This window comes from Bacillus sp. UNC41MFS5, assembly GCF_000686805.1.
This window is the reverse complement of the sequence record NZ_JMLP01000010.1, coordinates 157134-174834: the sequence shown is the minus strand read 5'-3', so window position 1 is coordinate 174834 and position 17701 is coordinate 157134. Positions and strand designations below refer to the sequence as shown.

23 protein-coding genes are annotated in these 17701 nt (G+C 39.7%); 18 read left to right on the top strand and 5 right to left on the bottom strand.

What is annotated here, in order from left to right; translation table 11 throughout:
* Positions 1-41 precede the first annotated feature (41 nt).
* Positions 42-578, top strand: a complete 537-nt coding sequence (msrA, locus tag BR30_RS0103670; protein ID WP_026563817.1) for a peptide-methionine (S)-S-oxide reductase MsrA — start codon at positions 42-44, stop codon at positions 576-578.
* Positions 575-1009 (top strand): peptide-methionine (R)-S-oxide reductase MsrB, encoded by a 435-nt coding sequence (gene msrB / locus BR30_RS0103665; protein WP_026563816.1) that lies wholly within the window; start codon positions 575-577, stop codon positions 1007-1009. Before msrA ends, msrB begins: the two co-directional genes overlap by 4 nt.
* Positions 1010-1177: 168 nt before the next feature.
* Here the strand turns inward: msrB and BR30_RS0103660 are convergent, their stop codons facing one another.
* Positions 1178-1768, bottom strand: coding sequence for a DUF502 domain-containing protein (locus tag BR30_RS0103660; protein ID WP_026563815.1), 591 nt, complete (start codon positions 1766-1768; stop codon positions 1178-1180).
* A gap of 119 nt (positions 1769-1887) precedes the next feature.
* Here BR30_RS0103660 and BR30_RS38370 point away from each other — a divergent pair, with 119 nt between their 5' ends.
* On the top strand, positions 1888-2046 hold the full coding sequence (locus BR30_RS38370; protein WP_081825339.1) for a YjcZ family sporulation protein: 159 nt from the start codon (positions 1888-1890) through the stop codon (positions 2044-2046).
* 103 nt (positions 2047-2149) lie between these two features.
* Here BR30_RS38370 and BR30_RS0103650 read toward each other — a convergent pair whose 3' ends face one another.
* Positions 2150-3511: a TrkH family potassium uptake protein gene (locus BR30_RS0103650; RefSeq protein WP_026563814.1), complete on the bottom strand. Its 1362-nt coding sequence runs from the start codon at positions 3509-3511 to the stop codon at positions 2150-2152.
* Positions 3512-3692: 181 nt separating this feature from the next.
* Between BR30_RS0103650 and BR30_RS0103645 the strand changes: the two genes are divergently transcribed.
* The 10 genes from BR30_RS0103645 to BR30_RS0103600 all read left to right on the top strand — a co-directional run bounded on the left by BR30_RS0103645 (position 3693) and on the right by BR30_RS0103600 (position 13294).
* Entirely contained in the window at positions 3693-5018 is a 1326-nt protein-coding gene (locus BR30_RS0103645; RefSeq protein WP_026563813.1) for an aspartate aminotransferase family protein, read from the top strand.
* A gap of 33 nt (positions 5019-5051) precedes the next feature.
* Positions 5052-5744: a CoA transferase subunit A gene (locus BR30_RS0103640; RefSeq protein ID WP_026563812.1), complete on the top strand. Its 693-nt coding sequence runs from the start codon at positions 5052-5054 to the stop codon at positions 5742-5744.
* Complete coding sequence (locus BR30_RS0103635) at positions 5729-6394, top strand: 3-oxoacid CoA-transferase subunit B (RefSeq protein WP_026563811.1); 666 nt, start codon at positions 5729-5731, stop codon at positions 6392-6394. Before BR30_RS0103640 ends, BR30_RS0103635 begins: the two co-directional genes overlap by 16 nt.
* A gap of 43 nt (positions 6395-6437) precedes the next feature.
* Positions 6438-7691 (top strand): peptidase, encoded by a 1254-nt coding sequence (locus BR30_RS0103630; RefSeq protein WP_035445048.1) that lies wholly within the window; start codon positions 6438-6440, stop codon positions 7689-7691.
* Between the two features lie 124 nt (positions 7692-7815).
* Positions 7816-8670, top strand: coding sequence for a putative beta-lysine N-acetyltransferase (gene ablB / locus BR30_RS0103625; protein ID WP_026563809.1), 855 nt, complete (start codon positions 7816-7818; stop codon positions 8668-8670).
* Positions 8671-8733: 63 nt separating this feature from the next.
* Positions 8734-10128: a sigma-54 interaction domain-containing protein gene (locus tag BR30_RS0103620; RefSeq protein ID WP_026563808.1), complete on the top strand. Its 1395-nt coding sequence runs from the start codon at positions 8734-8736 to the stop codon at positions 10126-10128.
* 265 nt (positions 10129-10393) lie between these two features.
* Positions 10394-11833, top strand: a complete 1440-nt coding sequence (gene ablA / locus BR30_RS0103615; RefSeq protein ID WP_026563807.1) for a lysine 2,3-aminomutase — start codon at positions 10394-10396, stop codon at positions 11831-11833.
* Between the two features lie 11 nt (positions 11834-11844).
* Positions 11845-12129, top strand: a complete 285-nt coding sequence (locus BR30_RS0103610; protein WP_026563806.1) for a YokU family protein — start codon at positions 11845-11847, stop codon at positions 12127-12129.
* Between the two features lie 119 nt (positions 12130-12248).
* Entirely contained in the window at positions 12249-12473 is a 225-nt protein-coding gene (locus tag BR30_RS0103605) for a YozE family protein (RefSeq protein ID WP_231507623.1), read from the top strand.
* Between the two features lie 125 nt (positions 12474-12598).
* The gene (locus BR30_RS0103600) at positions 12599-13294 is read left to right on the top strand and encodes a hypothetical protein (protein WP_026563804.1); all 696 of its coding nucleotides are present in this window, start codon (positions 12599-12601) and stop codon (positions 13292-13294) included.
* On the opposite strand, the gene BR30_RS36465 is transcribed toward BR30_RS0103600, so the two are convergent.
* Positions 13295-13462 carry a hypothetical protein gene (locus BR30_RS36465; RefSeq protein WP_155928424.1) on the bottom strand — a complete coding sequence of 56 codons (168 nt, stop codon included), beginning with the start codon at positions 13460-13462 and terminating at the stop codon, positions 13295-13297. It abuts the gene before it with no gap.
* Positions 13463-13658: 196 nt separating this feature from the next.
* On the opposite strand from BR30_RS36465, the gene BR30_RS35635 reads away from it, so the two are divergent.
* From BR30_RS35635 to BR30_RS0103575, 3 genes are all read left to right on the top strand, one after another.
* Positions 13659-13832: a YozD family protein gene (locus tag BR30_RS35635; protein ID WP_081825338.1), complete on the top strand. Its 174-nt coding sequence runs from the start codon at positions 13659-13661 to the stop codon at positions 13830-13832.
* A 362-nt stretch (positions 13833-14194) separates the two neighbouring features.
* The gene (locus BR30_RS0103580; protein WP_051633448.1) at positions 14195-14992 is read left to right on the top strand and encodes a serine/threonine protein kinase; all 798 of its coding nucleotides are present in this window, start codon (positions 14195-14197) and stop codon (positions 14990-14992) included.
* Between the two features lie 11 nt (positions 14993-15003).
* Positions 15004-15774, top strand: coding sequence for a sporulation protein (locus BR30_RS0103575; RefSeq protein WP_026563802.1), 771 nt, complete (start codon positions 15004-15006; stop codon positions 15772-15774).
* A 114-nt stretch (positions 15775-15888) separates the two neighbouring features.
* Here BR30_RS0103575 and BR30_RS38365 read toward each other — a convergent pair whose 3' ends face one another.
* Complete coding sequence (locus tag BR30_RS38365) at positions 15889-16023, bottom strand: hypothetical protein (RefSeq protein WP_269320596.1); 135 nt, start codon at positions 16021-16023, stop codon at positions 15889-15891.
* Between the two features lie 187 nt (positions 16024-16210).
* Here BR30_RS38365 and BR30_RS0103570 point away from each other — a divergent pair, with 187 nt between their 5' ends.
* On the top strand, positions 16211-16522 hold the full coding sequence (locus BR30_RS0103570) for a YodL domain-containing protein (RefSeq protein ID WP_026563801.1): 312 nt from the start codon (positions 16211-16213) through the stop codon (positions 16520-16522).
* Positions 16523-16590: 68 nt separating this feature from the next.
* On the opposite strand, the gene BR30_RS38360 is transcribed toward BR30_RS0103570, so the two are convergent.
* Positions 16591-16719, bottom strand: a complete 129-nt coding sequence (locus BR30_RS38360) for a hypothetical protein (protein ID WP_088088665.1) — start codon at positions 16717-16719, stop codon at positions 16591-16593.
* A gap of 161 nt (positions 16720-16880) precedes the next feature.
* Between BR30_RS38360 and deoD the strand changes: the two genes are divergently transcribed.
* Positions 16881-17585, top strand: a complete 705-nt coding sequence (gene deoD, locus BR30_RS0103560; protein WP_026563800.1) for a purine-nucleoside phosphorylase — start codon at positions 16881-16883, stop codon at positions 17583-17585.
* Positions 17586-17701 lie beyond the last annotated feature (116 nt).

Here is a 17701-nt window from a genome sequence, read left to right as displayed (position 1 = left end):
TATACTTTTAATCAAGAAGATATTGTTAAAGGGGTGGGAACATGGAAAAGCCATTTCAAGTTGCAACATTTGCAGGCGGTTGTTTTTGGTGTATGGTAAAACCATTTGATGAACAGCCAGGAATTAAAAGTGTTCTTTCTGGCTACACAGGGGGAACGGTTGAAAAACCGACGTACCAGCAAGTATGCTCTGAATCAACCGGTCACTATGAAGCCGTACAGATTACATACGATCCAGAGGTTTTTCCTTATCAGAAATTGCTGGAGTTATTCTGGCAGCAAATCGATCCAACCGACCCAGGCGGTCAATTTTATGATCGCGGGCAATCGTATCAAACGGCGATTTTCTACCATGATGAGGAACAAAAAAAGCTAGCAGAAGACTCCAAACAAGCATTACAGGAAAGTGGCCGTTTTAGCAAGCCGATTGTCACACCAATTTTGCCTGCAAAAACCTTTTATCCAGCTGAAGACTATCATCAGCAGTATTATAAGAAAAATCGGGCCCATTATGAGTCCTATCATGTAGGATCAGGCCGTGCTGGCTTTATTCAAAGTCATTGGGGGGAGAAAAAGTGAAAAACAAAGACCAATTAAAAAAGGAATTAACACCAATTCAATATGAAGTCACACAAAATAATGGCACCGAGCCACCGTTTCGAAATGAATATTGGAATGAAACAAGAGAGGGTATTTATGTGGATCTTGTCTCGGGGAAACCATTGTTTAGTTCATTGGATAAATTCGATGCTGGCTGCGGTTGGCCGAGCTTTACCAAACCGATTCTAGATGAAGAAGTGATTGAGAAAGCTGATTTCAGTCATTATATGACGCGGACCGAGGTAAGAAGTAAATCGGCCGATTCCCATTTAGGACATGTATTTAATGACGGACCAGCGCCTACTGGGTTGCGTTATTGTATTAACTCCGCTGCCTTACGGTTTATTCCGAGTGATAAGCTAGAAGAGGAAGGGTACGGGGAGTTCATTAAGCTATTCGAAGCAAAATAAAAAGCCGCGCTATGCGGCTTTTTTCAATTTTAGTGGCGGATGACTGGTCTTTACTGGCGGATAACAGGTTTATACTGGCGCATGAGAAATTTTACTGGCGGATAACTGGTTTATACTGGCGCATGGGAAATTTTAGTGGCGTATAACCGGTCTTTACTGGCTGATGACCTATTTTGCTTTTTGTTTAGAGGTAGATGTCATCCCGCCTGAAAGAATAAATTTCATCGCATCCTCAGCTTTGAGGTCAATAATTTCAACTTGTTCCTTGGGAATTAAAAACGTGAACCCGGCCACTTGGAAGGTTTGTGGAATATATACGGCCACATGGTCTTTTAAGGGAGAATAGAAATCCTCTAATTGTTCAGAGGTAATAAAACCAAGACTCCGCATCTCAGTTCCTGGAATGACGACAAGAGCAACTTTGGAAAAGGACTTCTTCTCACCAAGAAAGGATTGAACAGTGTCTTTAATAACAGAATAGATTGTTTTAACAACAGGAATCTTATCGAGAAGCCAATCAATCAACCTGATAATCTTTCCTGAGATATATTTCGTGGATAGCCAGCCCAATACTGTAATTAAAATAAGGGTCGACAGTAAGCCAATGCCAGGGATGTAATCCTCCTTTAAATATGGCTTCAGCATATTACCCAGTAAACCATCTAAAAATAGAAAAGTTTTGTAAATGACATAGACCACCAGGGTGATAGGGACAATCGTTAAAATACCGTTAATAAAATTTTTCACTATCGATTTCATCGTTTCACCTACAATTTTTATCATTGTCTTTCATAATATAGGCGAATGCACATGCGGGTCAAGTACCCACTACATATTGTATCAGTGTTAAGAAACAATTTCGCGAGGAGTGAATGTGCATGTATTACGGACATGGTGGTTTTGGTGGTTGTGGTGGTTTTAGTGGTTGTGGGTACCCTGCATATCCAGTAGGAGGCTGCGGAATCGGCAGTGGATTTGCGTTAATTGTTGTCCTCTTTATCCTATTGATTATTATTGGAGCAAGCTGGGGCTGTTAATAGTGAATTAAAGGCTGACTCAAAACGAGTCAGCCATTTTCTATATTTTGCGGAGTTTTTTACAAAAAATATAAGGATAAACAAATCCTCCACCCTGTATGTATTACCCAATTGTTACTTTTTCCTTCGGATATTTGATCTTTTCCTTACTGCCTTTGCCTCTCAAAATAAGTAAACAAGTAACAATTCCGACTCTCCCAATAAACATAAGGATAATAATAAGAATTTGTCCAAAGGTAGACAGTCGAGGTGTTAACCCTAGCGATAATCCATTTGTTCCGAAAGCAGATGAAACCTCGAAGATGACCTCAAGAACTGTGCCGTTTTCAGTAATCGATAATACTAAAATGGAAAATAAACATAATAGCGCTCCCGTCATGATGACAATAAAGGATTTCAGCACATCCTCACTTAGCAATTCACGTCTAAAGATCTTGATTGAACTTTTTCCTTGAGCATAAAATACAATGGCTAAAATAATGATCGCAAACGTAGTCGTTCGGATGCCGCCGCTAGCACTACTAGGGGAGCCGCCAATGAACATTAATATGGACAAGAACAGTTGGTTGCTCGGTGTAAAGTCATTAATATTCATGGTTGCTAAGCCCGCACTTTTGGTGGTCACCGAATTAAATAACGAGTAGAAAAAGGATTGATGCCAACTTTTATCCGTAAAAAAGTGTTGACTATCAAAAATATAGATAACTATGGCCCCTATTACGGTAAGAAGGACAAACGTTATGGTTGTTAACTTCGTATATAAAGTGAAATGAAATTTCTTCCTCTTATTAAGATTTAATAAGAATTCATAAACCTCCACCATCACTGGGAAGCCAATCGCCCCCACAATCATCAATACAATGATGACCGACTGTACATAATAATCCCCGCTAAATGGACTGAGTGACTCATCTGTCAAATCAAACCCCGCATTGGTCGTGGCGCTGATCGATGCGAAAAATCCATGTTTAAATGCAGATAATGTTCCTTCGTAATAGTTCAAAAAACGAATCCCTAAAATGATCCCACCCACAAATTCAAACGAGATAAAAATAATTAATATTCGTTTTGCCAATTGGACCAATCCAGAGAGTTTCGATTGATTTTGATCAATCATGATCAATTGTCTTTCTTTTAAGCCTACTTTTTTGCCAAGCATAATCCAAAGGAATGTACTTAGAGACATGACCCCTAATCCACCCAATTGGAGAATTAAGCATAAGAGAAAGATTCCAAAGTTGCTAAAAGTATCTTTAATGGAAATCACACTTAACCCGGTAACACTTATCGCACTAGCCGAGGTAAACATGGCATCAATAAAGCTGAGCGAAACATTCTCGCGGTGGGCCATCGGGATTTTTAATAAAAGTGTCGAGATGACTAAAGCAGATAAATAAAAAATAACGATTAATTGTACGGTCGAGATCTCTTTTGTTTTTAACTTTATTTTTTTGAGTGAACTCATTGGATCCATTCCTTCTGTATTCTAAAAGTAATTTTATATGAATCCTCAAGAAATGTAAAAGAATGCATTAGATTAAATAGTTTGGCTTCCGCTTTTCTTTGTAAATAACACGAAAGAAATATATAAACCATTCATACAATTTCTATAAGGACTGCCTAATTTTAAAAGGAAGTGAATCCCTTTGGATCATTCTTTTCTCATAAAGCCAATGCTCGATGACATATATCCCGTTATTGACTATGGCCAAGGAATTTATTTATTTGATATGGATGGAAAAAAGTACTTAGACGCTGCTTCCGGCGCCGTAACAGCTAATATTGGTCATGGTGTTCCAGAGATCATCGAAGCAATGAATGAACAAGCAAAAAAGGTTTCGTTTGTGTATCGGTCCCAATTTACGAGTGAGGCAGCGGAGAATTTAGCGAAAAAGATGGCAGATATGCTTCCTGGAGATCTGAATTGGTGTTTCTTTGTGAACAGCGGTTCCGAGGCAACTGAAACGGCGATGAAAATGGCGATTCAATATTGGCAAGAAAAGGGGATTCATACGAAATCTAAGGTGCTTTCAAGATGGGTGAGCTACCACGGGATAACGCTAGGAGCACTATCCATGTCAGGGCATACAGCAAGGAGAGCTAGATTTGTTCCACTTTTAGAGGATTTTCCAGTCATTCATCCCCCATATTGCTACCGTTGCCCATATAACCTCGAGTCAACAAGTTGTAACTACTTATGTGCCCACGAATTGGAAACGGCGATTAAGCGGATTGGAGCTGATCAAATCGCTGCCTTTATTGCTGAACCCGTGATTGGCGCTGCAGGAGGAGCCATAACCCCACCCTCTGGGTATTACAAAGTCTTAAAGCAACTTTGTGAGGATCATGACATCCTTTTTATTGCAGATGAAGTCATGACAGGCTGTGGCAGAACTGGATCCATGCTGGCATGTGAACAATGGGGAATCACTCCTGATATTGTTGCCTTAGGAAAAGGGATGGGTGCGGGGTATGCACCGATTGCCGCCGCTATCGCCAGCGACAAAGTCATCGGACCGATATTGGCTGGTACAAAGGCCGTAATGAGCGGTCATACCTTGAGTGCAAATCCGCAGGCATGTGCGGCTGCCTTGGCAGTCCTTCAATATTTAGAAGAAAACAATATTATTCAGGAGGTTGAAAATAAAGGGAATTATTTACGTGGCCAGCTTGAAAATTTAAAGCAATACTACTCATTTATTGGCGATGTCCGCGGCAAAGGGTTATTGCTAGGAATCGAGTTTGTCCAGGATTCCACAACCAAAACACCATTCCCTAGAAACGCGCAGGTAACACAAAGAATGGTTGAACTGGCCAAGGAAAAAGGGCTGATTGTCTATCCTGCTGGTGCAGGAATGGATGGAATTAATGGTGACTCAATCATTATTTCACCACCACTAAACATTACACAAAAAGAGATGGATGAATTAGTCCTGTTACTAATAGAAACATTTAAAGACTTCTCAGTGTAAACGCAATGAATGAAGGAAAGGGGGGAAACTGAAATGGAAAATCCGTTTAGAAAAGTGACTACATTAGAGGCAGTCATGGAATATTTCCATGATGGAATGACATTGATGTTTGGCGGGTTTGGCGGGGTCGGCTCACCTCCTGATATAATTGATGGCATTCTTGAAAAAGGAGTCCGTGATCTTACATTAATAGGGAATGACACAGGATTCCCGCATATTGGCATTGGAAAATTAGTCAGCCAACAAAGAGCATCGAAAGTCATCGCCTCTCATATCGGTTCCAATCCGTTTGCAGGACAGCTGATGCATGAAGGAAAACTAGAGGTCGAATTTTCACCACAGGGAATATTAGCTGAAAGAATCCGTGCCGGCGGTGTCGGACTACCTGCAATTCTTTCTGATATAGGCATGGATAATGAATTAGTTGTGAAAAACAAACCGTATATTTCTTTAGCAGATAAGAGGTATTTGCTTGAAACAGCCCTAACTGCCGAGGTGTCCATTGTTTATGCAAAAAAGGCCGATGAGTATGGGAATTTAATTTATGACAAAAGTGCCCGCAATACCAATCCGCTTGTTGCCATGGCAGGGGATATCACGATTGCGGAAGTAGAAGAAATTGTCCCGCTTGGCAGTCTTGACCCCGACGCAATCATTACACCAGGAGTTTTTGTGGATTATGTAATTTTATCGAAGGGGGTCAATTGGAAATGGGCATGGGAGTAGATGTTCGAAATCAAATGGCCAAACGAGCCGCAGAGGAAATTCATTCTGGTATGGTTGTCAACTTAGGAATTGGGATTCCATCGCTCGTTCCGAACCATCTTTCAAAAGAGACAAAAGTGATGTTTCATGCGGAAAACGGTATTACCGGAATGGGACCTAGCCCTAGTAAGGGTGAAGAAGATGAAAATTTATGTAATGCAGGAGGATTTCCAGTTACTTTGAACCAGGGCGGATCTTATTGTGACAGTGCGATTTCGTTTGGAATGATTCGCCGGGGCAGAGTGGATATTACCATTTTAGGATCGCTTCAGGTTAGTACTAGCGGTGACCTTGCGAACTGGATTGTCCCAGGGAAAAAGGTTCCAGGTATGGGCGGAGCAATGGAACTAGCGCAAAAGGCGAAAAAAGTTATTGTGGTTATGAATCACTGTGACAAACAAGGGAAGCCCAAAATTGTTTCTTCTTGCACATTACCGTTAACTTCATCCGCCTGTGTGGACTTAATCATAACTGAATTAGCTGTATTCATGGTAACGGAAGAGGGTTTGCTTTTAACAGAGTTATTTGCCCCTTACAGTTTAGAAACGGTTGTCAATAAAACTGGCTGCGAATTCAAAATACGGGAAACTGTTCGTATGATTCCATACTAAGCAGAATCATTCTGAAGGAGTGAATCGTTTGAACAATGATGAAATGCGAATCAAACAATGGATAAAAGAGAATCGGGCTCGTGGAGCGAGATTGTTACAAATAATGGTACGAGAAAATAGCACTCGGGGAAATGAAAGTAGTACACAAGCGATTATCATTGAAAAATGCAGACAGTTAGGCTTAACCCTTGATATTTGGGAAATCGGCGGTGATGAGTTAACATCTCACCCAGCTTATTGCTGTGATAGGAAGAGTTTCGAAGGAAACCCAAATCTTGTAGCTGTGTTAAAAGGGACTGGCGGCGGTAAGTCGATGATTTTAAATGGCCATATCGATGTGGTCCCAGTTGGTAATGAAGCAAGTTGGAACCATGACCCGTTCAGCGGGATAATTGAGTGTGGCAAGCTGTATGGGAGAGGTGCGACAGATATGAAGGGCGGCAACGCAGCGTTATTAATGGCGATTGAGTCATTAATTGCGAATGGAATCAAACTGAAGGGTGATGTGATTTTTCAAAGTGTAATAGAAGAAGAAAGCGGCGGGGCTGGTACCCTTGCTGCTGTTGTAAGAGGTTATCATGCGGATGGGGCCATTATTCCTGAACCGACCAATCTGAGAATTTTCCCTAAACAGCAGGGATCCATGTGGTTCAGAATATCCGTCAAAGGCAGGGCAGCACACGGAGGGACAAGGTACAAAGGGATCAGTGCAATCGAAAAAGCACTCTTAGTCATTCAAAGATTACAACAATTAGAGAAAGATAGAAATGCCAGAATGACAGATCCACTCTTTGACAAAATCCCCATCCCAATTCCTATTAATATCGGAAAACTTACGAGCGGCGAATGGCCTTCTTCGGTGCCTGACACCGCAGTGATCGAAGGTAGGATGGGCGTATCTCCGGAGGAAACGATTCAATCTGCACAGCAGGAGATGGAAAAATGCTTGAGTGAATTAGGTGATCATGACGAGTGGCTGCATGAGAATCCACTTAAATTAGAATGGTTTGGCGGAAGATGGCTTCCAGGAAGCCTCGACAATGATCATCCTTTGATGGCTGAATTGACGAAGAATTTTATAGAAGTGAAGGGGGATAGCCCGATAATCGAGGCAAGCCCATGGGGGACAGATGGTGGTATTCTTTCATCGATTGGGGATACTCCCGTCGTAGTATTCGGGCCGGGTATAACTGAAACTGCTCACGATGCTAATGAGCATATTGTTCTCGAGGATATGTTTGTGGCAAGTGAAATTATCGCGTTAACTCTATTAAAATGGTGTGAGGTTGCAGAATAAATAGAAAGATTATTCCTATTAAATTATCATAAAATTGTTATAATTGATATAGAAATGTCTGGCTTTTCTAGGGTCAGACATTTCTTCAGATTGCAAGAAAAATAATCGAAATGAGGTGAACTCGATGAATCAAACAGCATCCACTATTTTTCTAGAAGTGGACCATTATTTCCTCGAGATTTATCTTGATTCATTTAATAAACGTATCCGTGTGGATGATTACCGTGGCAATACAAACTTGTTGATGGAGAAGGTCGAAGCACTCGTCCTAGAACACAAGGCTGAAAAATTAATTGTTAAAGTCCGCCGTGAAGATTACTTCACTTTCTTGGAAAAAGGTCTTCAGCCAGAAGCTGTAGTAGACCGTTATTTTCTTGGCTCGGATGCCCATTTTTTCTCAAAGTTTTATACCCCAGACCGTAAAAAAAATGATCATTGGGTGATTGAGGACGGGATAATCCGTAGTATTTATCAATTAGACACCACTGTTCAAAAGGCATTTCCACCGAAAGAATATGAATTAAGAAAGGCTGATGACAGTTGCGCTGAGGAACTTGCCGCACTGTACAGGCAGGTGTTTCCAATTTATCCAACACCATTGCATGATCCGGAATATATTAAAAAGACCATAAAGGAAGGAACGATTTATTACACTTTTTTCCATTCGGGAAAAATTGTTAGTGCTGCTTCAGCAGAAGTTAATTCTCTTTATAAAAACGCAGAGTTAACGGATTGTGCTACATTGTCAGAACATCGAAAATACGGGTTGATGAAATTAATTCTCCAGGAACTAGAAGGGGAATTGCAAAGGAAAGGAATTTATTGTGTTTATTCCATTGCCAGATCGTTATCCTTTGGGATGAATGCTGTGTTATTTCAGTTGGGCTATTTGTACCGGGGAAGGTTTATGAATAATTGCTATATTTATGACAAACTTGAAAATATGAATATGTGGGTAAAAAATCTGGCAAACTGCTAAAATTTCGGCTTGCTGTGCCAAAATTTTGGCACCTTATTTACAGCAGCGAAGGGTGGTGATTGAATGGTTTTGTTAACCGCTTTAACACAAGAAGTTCTTACCGCCATTCTAAAGGGCATTGATGAAGGGATTCATGTGGTTAATACCGACGGAAAAACAATATTTTATAATGAAGTAGCGGCCAAACACGATGGCATGGACGTGAAGGAAGTCCAGGGAAAGTATTTACTTGACGTATTTCCTTCCCTTACAGAAGAGTCGAGTACCTTGCTAAAAGTAATTACAACCGGAAAGCCTATTTACAATCAAACACAGGTCTATATGAACTTGCATGGGACAAGGATCGATACCATGAACACCACCTTGCCGATTTTTCTCGGGAATGAAATTATTGGTGCGGTTGAAATCGCCAAAGATTATTCTCGGATGAAACTGCTCGCGGAGCGACTATTAGATTTACAAAAAGGATTGAATAAAAGCAGTAAGAAGAAGGCGTTGAAACAAGTTACGTATACATTAAATGATCTATTGACGTTGAATCCAGGGTTTCAAAGGATGAAAGATGAGGCTAAGAAACTGGCCAAATCAGATGCCCCTATTCTTGTCTATGGTGAGTCGGGTACAGGGAAAGAATTATTTGTGCAAGGCATGCATCATGAATCCCATCGTTCCAATGCCCCATTTATTGCCCAAAACTGTGCAGCCATCCCTGAAACACTATTAGAAAGTATCCTTTTTGGCACGGCAAAAGGAAGCTATACCGGTGCCGTAGACCGCAAAGGGTTATTTGAACTGGCAGATGGCGGTACGTTATTCCTGGATGAATTACACACGATGCCGACCGAGCTCCAGGCGAAGCTCTTACGGGTTTTAGAGGATGGGATGGTACGAAGGGTCGGAAGTTCACAAAGTATTTTCGTGAATGTCCGTGTGATTGCCGCCATGAATGTATCCCCAAGTAAGGTCCTCCAAGAGCAAACACTAAGAGCTGACCTTTATTACCGCTTGAATGTCTTTACCTTTTCCCTTAGCCCTTTAAGGGATCGAAAAGAAGATATTCTTTTTTTAACGGAACATTTTATCAATGAATTTAACCAAAAACTCCACAAAAATATCAATGGATATGAGAAGAAACTGGGGCTCTTCCTGACGAATTATCAATGGCCAGGGAATGTGCGGGAATTAAAACATACCATTGAATATATGATGAATGTTTGTGAAGCAGGGCAGTTGCGATATGAAGATCTACCAAGTATATTAAAACATCTTCCGGGGACAGTTACGAGTACCTGCGTCGTACAAGAAAATCTATCATTAAGGAAAAATATCGAAAGATTAGAGAAGGATCTGATTATGAACGCCCTTGAATTATCTGAAGGGAATATTAATCAGGCAGCAAAGCTGTTAGAGATTCCTAGACAAACCTTACAATATAAATTGAAAAAAATTATTGAATAAGGTGCCGAGTTTTCGGCGGTTTTTTTTTTATATAAGAAATTATTACTCTGAATTATGACAACTATCTAGCTACAGCGCCCAACGGCTAGTGTCCTTCGCTCTTTTCCCTACGATAAGTCAACATCGAATCGCTTACGCTCTCCGTGTTTCCTTTATCTCAGTCAAAGCGCTCCAGGCCATACGCCGCTAAACGGGCGCTTCCGCTTTTATCATTGGCACATATCTTGCATATTATTTTAGTGAAGCAAGATGGGAGGAACTGACAATGAAACAATTTTTATATAAACCAAGCAGGCATTGGAAAGATATAGAGTTGTGGAAAGGTGTGACCGAGGAGCAGTGGAACGATTGGCTTTGGCAGTTAACAAATACGATTCGAACGTTAGACGATTTAAAAAAGGTAATCAATTTAACACCTGATGAAGAAGAAGGGGTAAGAATTTCAACGAAAACTATTCCCTTAAATATTACACCCTATTATGCCTCCTTAATGAATCCAGACGACCCGCGCTGTCCAATCAGGATGCAATCGGTCCCAATTTCAAAGGAAATTTACAAAACGAAATATGACTTGGAAGACCCATTATATGAGGATGAAGATTCACCAGTCCCAGGATTAACGCATCGTTATCCGGACCGGGTTCTCTTCTTAGTAACCAATCAATGTTCGATGTATTGCCGTTACTGTACAAGGAGACGTTTCTCAGGTCAAATTGGCATGGGCGTCCCCAAGAAGCAGTTGGATGCGGCCATCTCCTATATTAGAAATACCCCGCAAGTACGTGATGTCTTGATTTCAGGAGGGGATGGCCTGCTGATTAATGATAATATCTTGGAATACATCCTTAAAAACCTGCGAGAAATCGATCATGTTGAAATAATCCGAATCGGAACACGAGCTCCTGTTGTGTTCCCACAGAGAATTACCGAAAACCTTTGTAATATTTTAAAGAAATATCATCCAATTTGGCTCAATACCCATTTTAATACTTCAATTGAAATTACAGAGGATTCCAAAAAAGCTTGTGAAATGCTTGCAAATGCTGGAGTTCCGGTTGGGAATCAGTCTGTTATCCTTGCAGGAATCAATGACAGTGTGCCTATTATGAAGAAACTCATGCATGATCTTGTCAAAATCCGCGTCCGCCCGTATTACATTTATCAATGTGATTTATCAGAGGGGATTGGTCATTTCCGTGCACCTGTCTCCAAAGGACTGGAGATTATTGAAGGTCTCCGCGGCCATACTTCGGGCTATGCAGTTCCAACTTTTGTTGTCGACGCACCTGGCGGCGGAGGTAAAATTGCCCTTCAGCCTAATTACCTGATTTCTCAAAGTCCAGATAAGGTGGTCCTCCGAAACTTTGAAGGGGTAATTACCTCCTACCCTGAACCGGAGAATTATGTCCCCGGGAGGGCAGAAAAATATTTTCAAGAGGTTTATCCGGATATGGAAGAGAAGCGTTCACTAGCAGGAATCGCAGGTATTATGAATGACCAGCACTTTAACCTTGTACCTGAGGGGTTAACGCGGCTAAATCGACGCAAAGATTACAACCAAGACCCTGCCCACACCACATTAAAGGATAAACGCAGCAAACGGGATGAATTAAAGGATAAGAAATTTAAGGCGTTGACGCAGAAAGAAATGGAAAGTCAGAAACCAGCCAATAAAGGCAAATCAGCTGAAACAATGAAGGATTAGGAGGGGTGTAATTGAATACTGAATGTGAGTGGTGTAATAGCACAAATGTGGTGAGATTAACAGATTCTGTGTTTTGGGAATTGCCTGATGGGACGCGAGCAATTGAAATAACAGAAACCCCTACCCATTCCTGCCCTGACTGTAAGATGGTTTATCAAAGTGAACCAATCGTAAAAGAAATCGAAAATCAGTTGTATTTAATTGATTGTAAGCAGCTTGGAAAAGTGGTCAGCTTTGAAGAATTAATGGGGATTCCGAGATTACTAAAGAAAAATTATTTTGATTTTTCGTCATAACGAATCAGTCCCACCCGCAGGTTAGTTTAAACTATTTTCATTCCAAAACGCTGGACGCCTATCATTGAATCCGTTATAGTATTTCTAAGAAATCTGGATGAGAAAGGCGTTTCGGTATGATCAAATCCTTTTACCATTTTTTAATGAAATATAGGCATCCAGCTCCAAAGGATGACATTAGTTTATTTGCGAATCATGCGTATTTAGATCATAGTTTTCCTAAAGTATCGGAGGACTACGATGAAATCAGTTCTTATTTGGAGCTGAACGGTCATTATTTAGAATCCATGTCTGTTTTTGATGAGGCATGGCAGCAATATTTGTTAACTGAACGGAAAGAATAGGAAATTAGAATCGTCTCATGATGAGGCGATTTTTTCATTTTACAAATGCCATGCGCTTTTATTTAAACGGTGCATATACTATTGTAATCAAAACTCACGACTTATTATTGAGAGGATGGGAGGAAATGGCAAATAGAAAAAAACCGAAGTTTAAGATCGGTGATACGGTCGTGATTACCCTTTATGGAACAGTTGGCAAGGTAACAGATGTAAAGTGGCTAGATGGGAAGTATGTATATGAAGTAAATAAAAGTGACGGATTATTCATTGAATCCGCCTTACAGTTACTTTCAGAATTTGAAGGCGTTGTGATGGAGAAAGAACAAATTGACATCGAATATAATTTTTTCTTCGGTGATCTAGTTCAAGTAAGCGGTTATGGCGCAGACTTGTTTAAAGTCGTAGGCTTCCGAACAGAAATTTGGCGCTATAAGGAAGATGCCTGGGAAGATGTCATTTATGAGTTATCACGAGTTAGTGATGGTGAATGGCTTGAAGCAGGTGAAGAAGAATTAACACTTGTAGCCGATGCTGAAAATGCTGATACATTCATTCAAAAACTAGGTCTCCTATACTTAGTGAATAAGCAAGACAAGGTAATCGAAAATCCAAAAGTCCAGAACATGATCAGAAAAGCAGAATTTGAAGAAATTGAAAGAAAAAAAGAAAAGAAGGAACTAATTGATAATTTATTGGACATATTTAATGATTACCGAATTTTATATGAAATGTTTCAGGATCAGGAATATTATCAAGTCATGCGTGTGATTATCAGAAAATTAGAAAGTCTCGTCAGTAACGATGGGAAAAGCCATGTATAATTACCACTTTGAAATTTCAAATAGTAAATAAACAACAAACGGGATACCTGCCCATTTAATGAAGGAAAACATTCCAACTAAAAACTTTTCAATTAATTGGAGAGTGAAACTATCCTCTCTATTCACATCATCTATCCATGCCTCTAATTTTAATTGTAAATTTGACATCCAAATCACTCCTTGGAAAGTTCTTTTCATTCATCCTATGCTTGTCCAATCCAAAAAAGACATCATCTCCTGCTTAATTTTCCAAGTTTATTTTAGATATTTGTTCACAACCAATGGATATTCCGTTTGCTCCATAAAGTAACTAGCATGAAAAAGCCATGTACATCATACATTCTCTAAAAAGGGAGGCGATGCTATGAGAGAAATTGAAGTTTTTATTGATACCGAAGAGATTGCCGAATTTTTCTTTCATGAGCTTGTAAAAAGGGGATACGTTCCTAGCGAAGAAGAGCTAGAAGAAATTGCAGACATCACCTTCGAATATCTAATTGAGAAGAGTATTATCGACGAAGAAGAAGATGAAGAATAAAAAAGAGGAAAAGAAGTTTTCCTTTATCATAGATTAATGCGAAAGACGAGCATTCAATGCTCGCTTTTTGTTGTGTGTGTAGACCTATCTGTGATACTTATTTAAATAAAAGATACAGATCATGAAACCTTTCCGTTGGGGATACGTATAACTATTTACGAAGAAGAGGAGGGGAATGAGTTGTTTAAAAAAATCCTTAAAATGATTTTTGGAAGCAAGTCACATCACAAGTATAGTTCCTCAAGTGATGCCTGGAAGAAAAGGAATCATTATAAGCAAAACAACCTAGGACACAATTATTATAAAAAGAAATATAAAAGTAGTAGTTTTTTTAGCAGCTAAACGTAATCGGTGTTTTATTCATGATGAAGAAAATCGCTTTACTCATATCAAATTTATTAGAAAAACCCTTTCCCAAAGATGAACTAATCGCTGAGCGATACCGGGTGATCACCCATCTCGGAGCAGGTGGTTATGGTCATAGTTATTTAGTGTATGATTTGGAAAGTGGGCAGAAGAAGGTTCTAAAAGCCTTGCGTCTCCATAAAAGATTGACCCCATCTGGGAGAGGAAGTTTTGAATTAGAAAAAGAACTGTTAGATTCGATTAATCATCCAAGTTTTCCAAGGTATTTTGAGGAGGGAAACTATAACAACATTCCCTTCTACACCATGGAATTTATTGCGGGCATGAATTTCGAACAACTCATTTTTTCAGAAGGAAGGAAAATCTCAGAAAAAGAGGCCTTTCAAATTGTCCATGAATTACTTACACCACTAGAATATTTGCACAACCGTAAAATAGTCCATCGAGACATTCGCATTCCCAATGTCATTACCGATGGTTCAAACATAAGGCTGATCGATTTAGGGTTGGGTAGACATTTCCATCAGGAAAATGACGTAGTAAATACAAAGGAAAATCATTTGCGTAAAGAAATAAATTTCCAAGCGGATTTCTATGGACTTGGACATTTCCTTTTGTTTTTGCTGTATTCTAATTTTACTTTTTCAAAAGACATACATGAAAAAAGCTGGGAAGAGGAACTGAAAATCTCGAACCAGGCGAAACACATAATTAGAAGGCTCTTGCAAATCGAACCTGCATATGAGAACTGTGCCCAAATAAGAGCTGAAATAATAAATTTATACTTAATCTAGGAGGAAGAACGATGTCTTTTTTTAACAAAGTATTTGCCAGTGTAGGAATTGGGTCTGCAGCTGTAGACACAAAGCTTGAAAAAGATACGTATATGCCAGGAGAGACAGTTAATGGTGTAGTTGAGATTAAAGGCGGCAAGGTGGAGCAGCAGGTGGATGAGATTTATCTTACTCTAAATACCACTTATTTAAGAGAATCAGATGACAAAAAATATACTGTCACTGCCGCTATTGACAAGTTTAGATTGACTACTCCTTTTGTTATTCGTCCGAATGAGAAAAAAGACATTCCGTTTGCCTTTCAACTTCCGTTTGATACACCACTTTCCATTGGAAGGTCAAAAGTTTGGGTAACAACAGGCCTTGATATTAAAGGCGGTGTCGACCCAAGTGATAAAGATTATCTTAAAGTTGTTCCCAACCCATTGATGTCTGCTGTGTTTACTGCCATTGATCAGTTAGGTTTTAGTATTCGAGAGGCCGATTGTGAAGAAGCACCGCGGCGATTACGAGGGAGATTACCATTTGTTCAAGAATTCGAATTCGTCCCAACTTCAGGATTGTTTCGGGGCAAACTAGATGAATTAGAAGTTGTTTTCTTTCCATCAGGGAATGGAAGCCTCGATATCATGTTTCAAGTAGATAGGCGAGCAAGAGGGTTATCCGGCTTGTTCTCGGAAGCCTTAGGGACAGATGAGACCAATGTGCGCTTGTCAGTATCAAATGCAGATATTCCTTATTTACAACAAAAAATTCAAAGTGTTATTCAACGATATTCATAAAACCGAGGGAAATAGGGCCATATGGTCCTATTTTTTTATTTAATGATAAGTTTTTGAACTTAGATTACGGTCTAGCTCCAGCGCCCTAGCGGCTAGTGTCCTTCGCTCTCCGCCCTACGATAAGTCAAGCACGAATGCGCCTCCGGCTCTTCGTGTTTCCTTTATCTCAGTTGGAGCGCTCCACAAGGAAGGCTTCGGCAGCATAAGCATCGCACGAAGAAAGAGCGTTAGCTCTTTCGAGGAGGCCATACGCCGCTGACCAGGGCGCTTGCGCTTTTCTTATGTTCCAACTTTATTCGCTAAATTTTCACAAGAATCATCCTGTCTGGATAAAAAAAGTGTTATTCGACAAAAAAATTGGGCGTTCTATGGAGGAATCGACAGTCGCTATCGCTAATTATTAGAATAGACATTAAATTCTAATAATTGGAGGTTCATGATGATCAAAGTATTAACTAAACGAGCTAGATTGCAATATGATGTAACGATCTTTCAAACTCCAAGGTATCGTGAACATAAGGGGCATAAAGAGGTTTATCGTACCATGGTTCCAGCATCCACCCGTAAACAATGCTTAGAGGAAACCTTCAGCCGCTTTAATGTGACCGATAGAATTCCTGCAAACTATAAGGGAAGATTTCTCTCCACTGGAGATATTGTTTTAATTGATGAAGGCCGTGGCGGCCAGCATTATTATCAATTAAAACCTGGTGGATGGTTTCCTATAAACAGAATCGTTCTCCTATAACTCTAAAAAAACCTAAGGACAATTCCTTAGGTTTATTTTCCGGCGCTAAACGGATGATAGCGCTTTTCTTAATGTTTTCGTCCGCCTGTTGCATTGTGCTCTTTTGCATGTGCTTCATGTTCAGCTACGATTGCCTCAGCAGGAATATGGTTATTTTTCTTCGGTGAATTAGTACGGCTTCGATGTTTTTTACCCATGGATAATCTCCCTCCAATCTAAAAATAGCTTCCCACAAATTAAAAAATTCATGTCTATTTCATTGCAGAGTTTCTCATTGGAAAATGTTTATGATATATTGTCCTTGACACAGTTTTAATCATTAAAAACTGTTCGCAGTTCTTGATTGGAGGATTTTTAAATGAGTGTACATATCGGTGCAAAAGAAAACGAAATAGCAGAGACAGTATTACTGCCAGGAGATCCGCTTCGGGCAAAATATATTGCTGAAACCTTTTTAGAAGATGCAAAATGTTACAATGAAGTCCGGAATATGTTTGGTTTTACAGGGACCTATAAAGGAAAACGGATTTCTGTTCAAGGAACTGGAATGGGCGTACCCTCCATCTCAATTTATATAAATGAATTGATGCAAAGCTATAATGTCCAAAATCTAATTCGGGTAGGAACATGTGGAGCTATTCAAAAAGATGTAAAGGTTCGTGATGTCATTCTAGCTATGACCAGCTCTACCGATTCAAATATGAATCGACTTACCTTTGGTCATGTCGATTTTGCCCCAACTGCAAACTTTGATTTACTTCGGAAGGCATATGATGCTGGGGTGGCAAAAGGGCTTAACTTGAAAGTAGGAAATATTTTTACAGCAGATTCGTTTTACAATGATAATGCAGAGTTGGAAAAATGGGCTAAGTACCAAATTCTTGCGATTGAAATGGAAACGACTGCACTTTATACTTTGGCCGCTAAATTTGACCGTAAAGCACTCTCAGTTCTAACTGTCAGTGATCACATTCTAACAGGGGAAGAAACCACATCCGAAGAAAGACAACTAACTTTTAACGATATGATTGAAGTTGCATTAGAAGCAGCTATAAAGGAATAATCACCACAAGCCTCTTCCATATAGGATGAGGCTTTAAATTTATTTAGATAACAGGAACTCACCACCAAAATGGAGAATTAATAAAAAATAAACTTCTCTGTGACAAATATCATCGA